We start from the raw sequence: 12,994 nt of genomic DNA, 5'->3' as shown, positions 1-12,994 counted from the left end.
GTGGGCCGACGGAATAGGAAATTTCACTGAAGAAATTTCACTGAAGACTGCTCCCAATCATCTAGCCTTTCCCTCTAGTCCTTGAGGCCCAGGTGAGATTGAATCTGTCGCAGCAGCTTGTGCATTTCGGGCAAGCGGCGATAGATGGCAGAAGTTTTGAGCCATTGACTGTTGGCAATGGCTGGGTAGCCGGAGACAATCTCACCGGCCGGTACGTCACTGTGCAAACCGGACTTGGAGGAGGCGATCGCCCGATCGCCCATTTTGACGTTGTTGGCCACGCCCACCTGCCCGGCCAGAATCACCCCTTTGCCCAATTCCACGCCCCCTGCCAAGCCCGCTTGGGCCGCGATCGCGCAGCCTTCGCCCAGTTGGCAGCCATGGCCAATGTGAACCATGTTGTCAAGCTTTGTGCCCCGGCCAATGCGGGTTTCACCCATGGCTGGCCGATCGATCGTGCTGTTGACTCCCACATCCACACCGTCTTCGAGCACAACGCGCCCGGTTTGATCCAGCTTTTGCCAGCCTTGGGCCGTGGGCACAAAGCCAAATCCTTCATCACCAATGACTGCGCCACTGTGGATGATGCAATGTTGCCCAATGATTGATCGCTCGTGGATGGTGCAGTTGGCATGGAGCCAGGAATCGGCCCCGATCGACGCACCCCCATAAATCACCACATTGGCCATTAAGCAAACCCGATCCCCGATCGTCACCCCCTCATAAATCGCCACATGGGGCCCGATCGACACTTCCTGACCCAGTTGCACAGTCGGATCAATCCAGGCGCTGGGGTGAATCCCCGGCTTGGGTTTAAAGGGTTGATAGAACAGCCGCACCGCCACGGCAAATAGCATTTTGGGATCTTGCACCGCCACCCAGGCCAACCCCAGCTCGCGAGCTTGGCTAATTAGCTCAGGACGGTTGGGCAAAATCACGGCAGCTCGGGTGCTTTCCAAGCAGTCCGCAAATTTATCGCCTTCCAAATAGGTCAACTGACCGCCCTGGGCCTGGGCGATCGGGGCGATCGTTGTCAGTTCAGGATCATCCGCCAAGGAAAATTGATCGAAGGGGCGATCGCTCAGCTTTTCTAACTGCTTTAATAATTCGCTAAATTTCATGGCTCAAACTTAACGGCTTAAATCTATTCAAACTTAAGTTATTCAAACTCAAGTTATTCAAACTCAAGAGTCATTCCAAAAACCCCAAGCAGGAAAGCGGAAACCCGGGTGGGGACACACCGTCGTGCGCCCCCGCAGGAGGATTGCAACGATGGTGTGCCCCCACATTCCATATGAGGATTGCAAGGCAAGGGGCTTAAGCCCCTTGTTCCTGCGATCTTCAGGGATTCCCGCAATCTTCAGCGGTTAATGGATCCTAGCCTGAGATTTAGGCTTCATCCAATGCCGCAATCCCGGGCAGTACTTTGCCTTCCAGCAACTCCAAGCTTGCACCGCCACCGGTCGAAATGTGGCTCATCTGGTCAGCCACACCCACCTTTTCCACCGCTGCCACCGAGTCGCCACCACCAATAATTGTGGTCACGCCCTTCGGAGTCAGGGTCGCCAAGGTTTCCGCGATCGCCTTGGTGCCAGCCGCGAACTTGTCGAACTCGAACACGCCCATGGGCCCGTTCCAGATCACCGATTGGCAGGTTTCCAGCGCCTTTTGGAACGCCGCCACCGAGTCGGGGCCAATGTCCAGACCCATCCAGCCATCGGGGATTGCATCCACGCTGACGGTTTGGCTGTTGGCATCGGGCGCAAAGTTATCGGCCAACACCACATCGGTCGGCAACAACAGTTCCACGCCCTTGTCCTTGGCCTTCGCTTCCAGAGCGGAGGCCAGATCCAGCTTGTCATCTTCCACCAACGACTTGCCCACGGCCAGGCCGCGTGCTTTGTAGAAGGTGAAGATCATGCCGCCGCCGATGAACAGCTTGTCCACCTTGTCCAGCAGGGTTTCGATCACGGTGATTTTGCTCGATACCTTCGAGCCACCCACAATTGCCGCCAGAGGACGCTTGGGGCTTTCGATCGCCGCTTGCAGGTATTGCAGTTCCTTTTCGATCAGGTAACCCGCAACGGAGGGGCTGAGGAACTTGGTCACGCCTTCGGTGGAGGCATGGGCCCGGTGAGCCGTACCGAACGCATCGTTCACGTACAAATCAGCCAGCGAAGCCAGCTTCTTCGAGAACTCAGGATCGTTTGCTTCCTCTTCCGCGTAGAACCGCACGTTTTCCAGCAGCACCACATCGCCATCGTTCATGGCTGCAACCGTTGCTGCTGCCTCGTCGCCAATGCAGTCGTCGGTTTTAACTACCGGTTTGCCCAGCAGTTCCGACAGGCGCACGGCCACGGGCGTGAGACGCATCGAATCAACAACCTTACCCTTAGGACGGCCGAAGTGGCTGGCCAGGATGACCTTCGCGCCTTTGCCGGTCAGGTCTTGGATTGTGGGCAGGGCGGCCCGAACCCGGGTGTCGTCGGTGATTTTGCCAGCATCGTCGAGAGGTACGTTGAAATCAACGCGCACAAGGACGCGCTTGCCAGCTACATCAGCCGCCGACAAATTTGCTACAGTTTTCTTTGACACGATAAAAACCTCCTTTCAATGCGTCTCGCGGAAATTCGCGCGGGAGTTTTCGCGGAAGTTCACGCGGTGAATATTTTCCCCTAAAGATGTTCGAGACGATTCTTTTTCCGATCGATCGATCGCCCGAATCTCGTGAGGCGGCCGAAACCGTTGCCCAACTGGCGCAACTGCACAACAGTCGATTAGTCATTCTGTCGGTCGTTCCCGGCCCCGATGAAGGGGCCATTGAAGCGGCTGAAACCCTCCTCAGCCGGGCTAAAGCCATGTTTGCTGAGCGGGGCCTCGAAGCCGAAGTGATTGAGCGCGAGGGAATGCCTGCGTTCACCATCTGTGATGTGGCCGATGAAGTGGAAGCCAGCCTGGTCGTCATGGGCAGCCGGGGCATGGGTCTAACCACCGAAGGAGCCGCCGAAAGCACTGCCCATCGCGTCATTGATTTGTCTCCCTGTCCGGTGTTGATCGTTCCTTAACACCAGGGATTCGTAAAACAGCAAAGCCAACACTAGCCAAAATCAAAACTAAAACAAGCTTGTCTGAAGCCTTGGACTGGAGTAATTCTGCCAGGGAAAGTCAGTTTCTAAAGAGTTCCCGTGCATTTACGCCGGAGCGCGGCAGGCTTCATACATCGCTAAATTAGGGCGCTTTCCTTGCTAAAAAGGAGGGCGCTTTTGCTTGTTATCAGAGTTATGGTGGGATTAATTCCTGCAAAAGCTTCCTGCAAAAGCTGGTTAGACCCATGCGACATTTCCCGGGACACCAGCGCCCCCCTTCTAACTCTGGGTCTTATTTTGGGTACTTATGAATTTCGGGTCTCTACAGCAGGTCAGTTTTCCCAGGTATCTGAAAAGGCTGGCTCGGCGAATTGCGACACATAAACTTCCCCTCAATTACGTCATTACGGTTCCCTTTGTGCTGCAAGTGGGAATCGTGGTGGGCTTGGTGGGATATTTGTCCTATCGCAGTGGCAGCGATGCTGTTGAATCTTTGGTTGATCGGCTGCTAGACAATAAAGCAAACCAAGTTCAGCAGGATTTAGATCATTACCTATCGATTCCTAAAATCACAACTCAAAACAATGCTTTTTTGATCCGTAAAGGTCACCTGAATAGCCTAGATTTAGACGAGCTTGAGTCATTTTTTATTGAACAGCTTAAACTATTTCCTAAACTGAGTACTTTGGCCCTGTCTAATGAAGCGGGCGATTTTCTAGCCGTTGAGCGTCCGGATCCAAATGCGCTGATTATTCGTCGGTTGCAAGCTGCCTCACCCGATCGATCGCTCCTCCGCTATTGGGCAAATCGTCAGGGCCAGCAGCGCGTTTTGCTCGAAGTTCGCCGTGATTATTATCCCCATCGCGATCCCCCCCACGATCCTTGGTACTTGAAGGCTCAGCGCAACCCTGCTGGTCTTTGGACGATGGGAATTAGTCTATCTAAGGGCAAGCAAAATCCCATCTTGCACTTGATTCGGACTGTGCCTTTTTATGACCAGTCGGGTCGGTTTCAAGGAGTTTTAGGAGCGAGTTTTTACTTACAGCAATTTGGAGACTTCCTCCAGTCCATTAACACCAATGGTCAGGGGCAAATTTTTGTAATGGAACCCAACGGGCTGTTGGTGGCCAGCTCTGCCAATGAATTGCCCTTTGATGCCAGTCCTCGAAAAATATTAGCCCAAAATACTCAACACCATAATCGGCGATTGGATGCCACTCAAAGCAAGGATAGTTTAATTTCAAAAACGGCACAAATTATTAGAAACAACAAAATTAATCTAGAACAAATTCAAACAAAGCTTAAGCTAACAATTCAAATTCAAGAGCAAAACTATTTTGTACAAATTATTCCTATCCGAGGCGAGCTGAACTGGTTCACGGTGATTGTGCTGCCCCAGTCGGCATTTATGGATCAAATCCATAGCAATATTTACCGCACAATCTTGCTTTGCCTGTTGGCTTTGTTGGGAGCAGTAGCCACAGGAATTTGGACTGGCTATCGAATTAGTCGATCGCTCCAATGGTTGCGAGTGGCGACCAAGGCTCTCAACCATGATCACCACACCCAAGAATTACAGCCAATTGAAAATGTCCAGATTTTGGAATTTGATCTGCTCAATCTTTCCATTCAAAAAGTTCTGAAAGCACTGAAAAAATCTCGACAAGCCCAGGCAGATTATGAAAAAACCCTGCAATTAAAGGTTGAAGAAAAAACCGCCGCCTTACAAAAAAGCCAAGCCCGTCTTTTAGAAGCCCAAAGAATTGCCCATGTGGGCCATTGGGAGCTGAATGTGGCCCAGCGGGCGATCGTTTGGTCACCAGAAATTTATCGAATTTGTGAACTTGACAAACCCACCAAGGGTTTAAAAGCTCAGCAACTAATCAACCTCATCCATCCGGCCTATCGAGAACGATTTCAGCAAGATGTCATTGATTCAGTGATTGCTCATCGGGCTTTTGATGCTGATTTACGAATCATCACGGCTAAGGGCAATTCCCGTTACATTCAAATTAAAGGCAAGCCGATTCTGAATGCACAGCAAGAAATTATTCAAGTTACCGGAATCATTGCAGATATCACAGAGCGCAAGCAGCTAGAGTGGGCCCTCAAAACATCGGAGGCCCAAGCAAAGGACATTTTAAACAGCGCGATCGCGGGAATCGTGAGTCTGCGGTTTTTTAAGAATCACACCTGGAAAATTGATCGTGTTTCTGCCGGTTGTGAAACCTTATTTGGCTATACCTGCGAAGAGCTATTAGCCAATCAAAATCTTTGGATGCAAGATATTGAGCCGGAAGATTTGCAAAACATTCAAGATCAAATTATTGAAGATATTTTTCATGAAAGAACGGGAACTTATGAATATCGGATTCATGATCACCAAAGGAAGATTCGGTGGATTTCCCAAACGAATAATGCCGTTTGGGATTTGTTAGGAGATTGTTGGCACGTGACAATTACCGCCATTGATGTCACTGATCGCAAGCTAACAGAAGTTGCCCTGAAGCAAAGTGAATCAAGATTTCTCGATATTTCCGATTCTTCACCGGCTAATATCTATATTTTGGTGCGTCGCCTGGATGGTTCCTTTTATTTTGAGCACATCAGTCGGGCGGCTGAAACCATTCATGAAATTCCCGTAGCGACGATTCTTCAGGATGCCAATATTCTGCTCGATCGCATCCACCCCGATGACCAAGCAGCTTATAACCAAGCCGTTGAACGCAGCCTTGAAAACTTACGACCCTTTGAGCATGAATGGCGCGTCATTAATCCATCGGGGAAGGTGAAATGGTTGCAGGGAAGTGCTAGCCCAAAGCGGCGAGAAAATGGCGAAATTGCTTGGTATGGCGTTGCAATTGATATTACCGATCGCAAGATTGCTCAAGATGCCTTGAATGAAAGTGAAAGTCGGCTAGTACGGCTTTCTAGTGTGTCTCCTGTGGTGATCTATTCCGTGGTGGAAGAACCGGGGAAACCGGTGGAGTATGAATATCTTAGCGCTGCTTTTGAGGAAATTCATGAAGTTCCTCTCAGTGCAGCGATCCAAAATCCCATGATTACTTTTAATCAAATTCACCCGGATGATCAAGAAAACTATATCCAGGCTGTGGAATGGTCCAGCCGAAATTTACAGAACTTCCGTCATGAATGGCGAATTATTACACCTTCTGGCAAGGTGAAGTGGTTGCAAGCCAATTCACGCCCAGAGCTTCGTGGAAACCAAGAAATCGTTTGGCATGGGGTTGTTCAAGATATTACAGATCAAAAGGCGATCGCCAACGCCTTGGCTAAAACAACGGAAGAACTCGATCAATTCTTTTCGGTGGCACTGGATTTACTATGTATTGCGGATATTAGCGGGCGCTTCCAACGCTTGAATTTACAGTGGTCTAAAATTCTGGGCTATCCCTTAGAAGAATTGGAGGGATCGCGGTTTATGGACTATGTTCATCCAGACGATGTTGAAGAAACTATGCTGGCTTTGAATGAACTGGTTAATCAAAAGGAGCTTCATGGATTTGTGAACCGCTATCGTTGCCAAGACGGTTCCTATCGTTGGATTGAATGGCGCTCCGTGCCGGTTAACTCGGTGATTTATGCGGCAGCTCGCGACATTACCGATCGCAAGCTGGCCGAACTGCAACTTCAGGAAGCGAAGGATAAGGCTGAGGCGGCTAATCGGGCAAAAAGTCTATTTCTGGCAAATATGAGCCATGAACTCAGAACACCTTTAAATATTATCTTGGGGTTTTCGCAACTCATCAACCGCGATATTCATTTATCAGAAAGCCATCGCGAATATATGAATTTAATTCAGAATAGCGGCACTCATTTACTAATGCTCATTAATGATATTTTGGATCTTTCTAAAATTGAAGCGGGTCAATTTACCCTTGACGAAGAAGAAGTAGATCTTTATGAAATTCTCTATTCTTTGCAAATCGCTTTTCAACAACAGGCTCTTAAGCGAGAAAATCAACTCATTTTGGAAATTGGCGATAGAGTTCCTCGATATATTATTTTAGATTCCAAAAAACTGAAGCAAATCCTGTTTAACTTGGTTGGTAATGCGATTAAGTTCACCACCCAAGGATCGATCGCGATTCGAGTTGATTTAATTTCAACCCTAATTGTTAATACATTTCAAGTCTATCCCTATCCATCTTTGGTAGAGGGGCGATCACCGGCTGATTCCGATGCTTGCGACCCAGCATTAACCGAGAATTCAAATTTCAAGGCTGCAACGTTTCAGTCATGCCAGAACGAGTCCTATAAAGGGCAGTTTTGTAATCATGACTATCTTCAGTTTCAGGTGATTGATACGGGAGCTGGGATTGAATCTGAGGATTTAAAAGCGATTTTTGATGCTTTTTCCCAATCGGCAGCCGGCAAAAAAAGCTCGGAAGGCACTGGTTTAGGCCTAACAATTAGCCAACAGTTGGTGCAGTTAATGGGTGGAGTGTTGACGGTAGAAAGTGCCGTTGGTTTGGGGAGCACGTTCATGTTTACCTTGCCGCTGCGTACCGGCCGATCGCCTGGAAAAAAATCTGAACATCAGCCTTGGGGGCCGCCTCAAAATCAAACGACGATCGCTGAATCAGCTCGATCGCCCGCATCCTTCTGGGGCGATCACCTAGATTCTAGAATGTTGTCTCCGTCAAGGCTGAATCACCGGGAATCGGGAACTGTGGCTGATTCTCTGGCGAACGATCGCCCAACAGAATCACCAACGATCGGTTTGGCAGCCATTCGATCGCGCTATCGCATTTTGGTTGTGGACGATCGCCCAGATAATCGCCTGTTGTTAGTGCAATTGTTGAGTCAATTGGGGTTTGTGGTGCAGGAAGCCATGGACGGGGCTGATGCGGTGCAGCGGTGGCAAGATTGGCATCCGCATTTAATTTTGATGGATTTAAGAATGCCCGGTTGCGATGGTTATCAGGCAACTCAACAAATTCGGGCGTTGGAGTCTTCGCGATCGACGGTAATTTTAGCCATCACGGCCCAGGCGTTGGTGGAAGATCGAGATCAGGCGATCGCGGTCGGCTGTGATGACTATTTAAGCAAGCCGATTTCCGATCAAATCCTGATCCAAAAACTGGACTATTACTGTCAGCAAGCCGATCGCTCCTCGGATCCGCTGCATCAGGTCTCTAGGGATCGATCTGATTTTTCATTGACAAAACCGGCTCATTCCCCGGAATTGGTTGCGCCCTTCAATGGTGCTTTGGATAGTCGAGAACCTCCAGATTCATTAGATCCACCAGATCTATTAGATCCATTAGATCCATTGAATCAACTGCTAAATCAGCGGCCGGATCCCTTTTCCGACCATTTCATGGATTCCTTTCCCGATCAATTGGGCGATCGCGCTGACGCACTCTCAGGCCTTCGGCATCACCAGCGGGGCCAAGAATTGTTGGCCAAAATGCCCCGCGATTGGCTCATGCAGTTACAACATGCCGCAGCCCTTTGCGCTGAAGATTCCATGCGCGAATTACTCCAGACCATTCCCGAGGAACAGGCCCCGTTGTCCGATTATTTGGGCCAACTGATTTACGATTTTGCCTTTGACAAAATCCATCAACTGGTTAGCCGCTGCCTGAATGCGCCTTTTGAGTAATGTTGAATAATGTGCCTTTTGAATGGCCAGAACTCAGGATAGCAAGCGGGCAGCGGAGCAAAAGAGCCGCAGCATAACCCCTTAAACTTGGCTAAATTCCGCCTTGCTGCGTAAATCTTGCAAAATTCCGTACATTTCCGCCGCAAAGCCCTTGGGGTTCCAAAGCGGGGCGGGATTGGCCGGATTTTTAGCCTGTTGCAACTTGTGGCGCACCGCATTGCACAACTCCCGATCGCGCCCTAAGCGCACCCCCCACTCAATATATTCATCCCAAGTCCAGGCCATGCCCTCCTGGTCGAGGCCCGCCGCCCGCATCAGGGAATAGCCCAAGCGAGAGAAGGACTGCTCGCCCACCCTGGTCACGATCGGTTGGTTGAAGTAAAGGGCTTCCAGGTTGTGGGTTGCGCCGCTGTAGGGGTAGGAATCCAACAACACATCGGTGATTTGATACACAGCCCGGTGCTCTTCCTCGCTGGCGGTGCGGGGCAACATCCGCACCCGATTGGGGTTCACGCCTTGGCGACGGCATTCCTCGTGATAGAGACTCAGCATCAGTTCCAAATCCCCAATCCGCGATTTGAAGAACAGAATGCTATCGGGCACATAGCGCAGCACATGGACTTGGGCTTGCAGCATTTCCATGCTGACCTTTTGTCCCGTGGGCACGCTGAGGAAAATGGTTTGGTTGGGATCAATCCGGAACGCTTGGCGCTGTTTGGCCCGATCGGTCGGCACGCTGGGCAGATAGGACAGGGCCGCAAAGGAACCCGACATCCGCACTAGCTTTTCGATGTAATAGTGCTCAACGCCGGCCGGGTGGGTGTTCCAGTCCACCAGGTTGTAGTTATCGGGGCAAATGTGGGGCGCGTCGTAGCCCAACCAGGTGAGACAAACGGGCGCAGGCCGGTGGTAGAGCACTTCCGCGTGAGGCAGAATCGTGATCGAATCGAGGTCAAACAGAATATCGAGGTTGTCTTCCCGGGCCCGGCGAATGATGGTGGGGGAGTTGGCATCGGGGAATCCTTCCTCGCCGGGCATGTAGAACTTTTCGGCCAAGCCTTCAAACACCTTGGTTCGATCGTCCTTGGGCATGTCGCCGGTAACGTAGAGGAACAGGTGCGGCGTATGTTCCTTAAGGGCGGTGAGGATTTCGCCGCTGCACCACCCCACGGAATGGCGGCGATAGTGGCGAGACATGAACCCAATGCGCAGCCGATCGGACGTGCGGGGCGATCGGGCCGTGGGCATGGCATACAGGGGGCTATTGGCGGCTTGGTGGTCTTTAAAGGCATTTTCCACCAGCTTGCGATAGGCTTCCGCCAGGGCGTTGGCCACCCTGGTGTTGGCCGCCACATCGTCCCGCAAGTGCGGCATATCAAACAGCACGTTCCCGTAAAGCTTCGTGATGTCAAAGGGAGAAAGCTGGTCAATAACCTGAATAAACTCGCCTTCGATTTCCAGGAACCGCTGACGGGCCACATGGCCCAAGCCAATGAAACAAAAGGCTTTGGTCGAGATAATGCCCGCGAGAACGCGCTCCCGGGGGCTGCTGCCCGGTTCATTGAAGGTGCGCCAACAGCGATCGGCCACTTGGCGGGCTTGGGGCAGATATCCCCAGAACAGCAGATGTTCCATCAAGTCCCAATGGGCATCCAAGTGCTTGCGATCGAAGTGAATCGCCCGCTCATACCATTCAAACCCTTCCGGGCGCTTGCCCATGCCGACCAGGGTTTGGGCAATTCGGATGTAGCCCTGAATCCCTTGCACTTTTGGATCCACCGCCAAGGCCTGCTGCCAGCACTGGATAGCCTCTTCCTTTTTGTCGGCCACTTCAAAGGTGCAACCCATGCTCCAGTAGGCTTGGGCCATTTGGGGATTGGCCTGAATGGCCCGCTGAAAACATTGGATCGCCTCGTCCGTTTGCCGCTTGCCGAGCAGAATGCTGCCCAAGTTTGACCAAGCTTCCGCGTAGTTGGGGTTCAACTGCACAGCGGTTTGGTAAGCGTCGGCAGCTTCTTGATAGTTGCCGCGGCCGAGCATGATGTTACCCAGCAGCTTGTGGGCTTCCGGGAAGGCATTTTGGATTGCGAGGGCTTCGGTCACCAGCTCATGGGCCGCGTCCAATTCGCCCCGATCGAACAGCAATGCTCCCAGCCGCTCCAACAACTGGGCAAAGGGAACCGCACTCGCCATGGTGCGCAGGTCGGCTTCGCGTCCCAAATCACAGGTGGTTTGGCTGGCTTTGGGGGGAACGGGCTGGCCGGCGCGATCGGCCTGAATCACGGCGGCGGGAGCTTCAATGCCCCAGAGGGTTGGGCGCACGGCCAACCCGCGACGATAGTGTTGTTCAGCGCCAGCCAGGTCACCAATTTCCAGCAGCAGGTTGCCCGACACCAGCTCAATTTCGGCCACGCGATCGAAACTACCCGCCAAGTAATGCCACTGGGCATATTGGCTGTAGGCCGGCAACAGATCCGCCACCAAGGCTCGCAGGTTATCCAACACCTCCGGACTGTCGGGCTTGATCTTTTGGGCCTTGGTGTAATACTGAAGCGCCTGATCCCAACTGCCGATCGCGTGGCAAATTAGCCCCGAGGTGTTCAACACCGCCGGATCATTGGGGGTGAGGGTGAGGGCTTTTTCCACATATTCCACCGCGATCGCCATTTCACCCATCTGATAGGCGATCGCCCCGAACCAGTGCAGCGCCTCCGGGTGGTTGGGATGGTGCTCCAGGATTTTTTTGTAAATCAGGCCCGATTGTTCGAGCTGACCCGATCGCAGCAGTTGGATCGCCCGCGTAAGGGCCTGAGAAACAGCAGCATCATCCATGACAAAATCCAGGGCAGAGGGAGGCGAAGTTGGCAAAACGCGCAAGTTGGAGGGAAACAATTGGCCAGAATCACGACCGTTGATTAACCCCCGCCCGCTTGGGCCCTCCAGTGCTCAGCCCGGCTGACAGGGGTTGAAGATCCCTAGACCACCGTGGCCGGCTCGCGACTGGGTTCGTTGTAGTAATCCACCAGGGTACTGGCGGGAGGATATTGAATCGGCGGCAGGCGATCGGCCGCAAAATCCTTCAGGAACTGCACATGTCGCCAAAGGAGCGCTTGGTGTGAATAACGCTCCAGAACGGTGTTGCGGGCCGCTTGGCGAATGTGGGCCATTTGAGTCGGGTGCTCCAGCACTTCCGACACCCGATCGGCAATTTGCTTAGGCGAGAAGAAATCGGCTAACAGGCCGTTTTCCCCGTCGCGAATCACTTCCTGCACGGGCGCAGTGGCCGAACCCACCACCAAGCAACCGGCCGACATGGATTCAATCATCGACCAGGAGAGCACAAAGGGCCGCGTGAGGTAAATGTGAGCCTTCGAGGCTTGCAGTACCTTCAGGTACAGGCCATAGGGCAAGGAGCCAACGAAGTGGATCCGCGACAGATCCAGGGGCAACCGTTCCAACATCAGTTGCTTATAGGTTTTGCCATCGGGCAGGGCGCGGCCATAGCAAACCCGATCGCTCCCCACAATCACCACATGGCAGTTGGGGCGCTTCTCTTGCAGATAAACCAACGATTCCATGAACTCGGGGAAACCGCGATAGGGTTCCATGCCCCGACCCACATAGGTAACGATTTCATCCACATGGGATAAGTCGAGATTCGGCAGCACGAGCTTGGCGTTCGGCTCGGGCACAAAGAAATCGGTGTCTACACCATCGTGCAGCACATGCAGCTTGGATTGGTATTCAGCGGGGAATTGCGATCGCTGCCAGGCCGTGGGGCAAATTCCCCGATCGCAGGTGTAGAGATCCTGCAAAATTGACGCATTTTTAATCCGAATTCGGGCCTGATCATCCACGGACAAGGGTTCCGCCGGATCAAAATCCGCATCGGCTCCCTTGGATTTATAAAACCACTCGAAATAGCCCAAGAACTTGGTGTCCGGGAAGGCATCCTTCATGAACAGGGTGGATCCCCAACCGGAGTGGCCATAGACCACATCGGGCACAAATCCATTGGACTTCAGCGCGTCGGCCACCCGGAACATGGATTGCCCCTGAAGCACGGCGGCCTCGAAGGGGCGGATGTAGTGATGGGTTCCAGGGGCGGGGTCGCGGCTGGGCTTGAACAATACTTTTTGAACGCCGGCAATTTGCCACTCGGGGTTTTCGTTTTTCGTGCCAAAAACCACTTGGTTTTCGGGATCGCGCCCGAGGGCCGCCGCGACGTGGCGAAACTGTGCGGGGAAGTTGGGATGCAAGAACAGAATTCGCATGATCG

At 52.2% G+C, this 12,994-nt stretch carries 6 protein-coding genes; 2 read left to right on the top strand and 4 right to left on the bottom strand.

The features are described from left to right. Positions 1 to 74: 74 nt before the first annotated feature. Both lpxD and pgk read right to left on the bottom strand, forming a co-directional pair. Complete coding sequence (lpxD, locus tag H6G52_RS11570) at positions 75 to 1,121, bottom strand: UDP-3-O-(3-hydroxymyristoyl)glucosamine N-acyltransferase (RefSeq protein ID WP_190528419.1); 1,047 nt, start codon at positions 1,119 to 1,121, stop codon at positions 75 to 77. 268 nt (positions 1,122 to 1,389) lie between these two features. After that, positions 1,390 to 2,595, bottom strand: a complete 1,206-nt coding sequence (pgk, locus tag H6G52_RS11565; RefSeq protein WP_190528417.1) for a phosphoglycerate kinase — start codon at positions 2,593 to 2,595, stop codon at positions 1,390 to 1,392. Positions 2,596 to 2,681: 86 nt separating this feature from the next. Here pgk and H6G52_RS11560 point away from each other — a divergent pair, with 86 nt between their 5' ends. Together H6G52_RS11560 and H6G52_RS11555 are read left to right on the top strand one after the other, a co-directional pair. Beyond that, positions 2,682 to 3,065, top strand: coding sequence for a universal stress protein (locus tag H6G52_RS11560; protein WP_099533199.1), 384 nt, complete (start codon positions 2,682 to 2,684; stop codon positions 3,063 to 3,065). Positions 3,066 to 3,393: 328 nt separating this feature from the next. Then, positions 3,394 to 8,715, top strand: a complete 5,322-nt coding sequence (locus H6G52_RS11555; RefSeq protein ID WP_190528415.1) for a PAS domain-containing protein — start codon at positions 3,394 to 3,396, stop codon at positions 8,713 to 8,715. Between the two features lie 81 nt (positions 8,716 to 8,796). Here H6G52_RS11555 and H6G52_RS11550 read toward each other — a convergent pair whose 3' ends face one another. Beyond that, entirely contained in the window at positions 8,797 to 11,547 is a 2,751-nt protein-coding gene (locus H6G52_RS11550; protein ID WP_190528414.1) for a tetratricopeptide repeat protein, read from the bottom strand. 143 nt (positions 11,548 to 11,690) lie between these two features. Further along, complete coding sequence (locus H6G52_RS11545; protein ID WP_099533202.1) at positions 11,691 to 12,989, bottom strand: glycosyltransferase family 4 protein; 1,299 nt, start codon at positions 12,987 to 12,989, stop codon at positions 11,691 to 11,693. Positions 12,990 to 12,994: the final 5 nt, after the last annotated feature.

This window comes from Limnothrix sp. FACHB-881, from assembly GCF_014698135.1.
Lineage (GTDB): Bacteria > Cyanobacteriota > Cyanobacteriia > CACIAM-69d > CACIAM-69d > CACIAM-69d.
The sequence above is the reverse complement of the archived record's forward strand: the minus strand, read 5'-3'. Positions and strand labels throughout refer to the sequence as shown.

What these genes read in the sequence shown, in the direction of transcription:
- lpxD (WP_190528419.1), bottom strand. Translation starts at nt 1,121, where the DNA reads ATGAAATTTAGCGAATTATTAAAGCAGTTAGAAAAGCTGAGCGATCGC.
- H6G52_RS11560 (WP_099533199.1), top strand. Translation starts at nt 2,682, where the DNA reads ATGTTCGAGACGATTCTTTTTCCGATCGATCGATCGCCCGAATCTCGT.
- H6G52_RS11555 (WP_190528415.1), top strand. Translation starts at nt 3,394, where the DNA reads ATGAATTTCGGGTCTCTACAGCAGGTCAGTTTTCCCAGGTATCTGAAA.
- H6G52_RS11550 (WP_190528414.1), bottom strand. Translation starts at nt 11,547, where the DNA reads ATGGATGATGCTGCTGTTTCTCAGGCCCTTACGCGGGCGATCCAACTG.
- H6G52_RS11545 (WP_099533202.1), bottom strand. Translation starts at nt 12,989, where the DNA reads ATGCGAATTCTGTTCTTGCATCCCAACTTCCCCGCACAGTTTCGCCAC.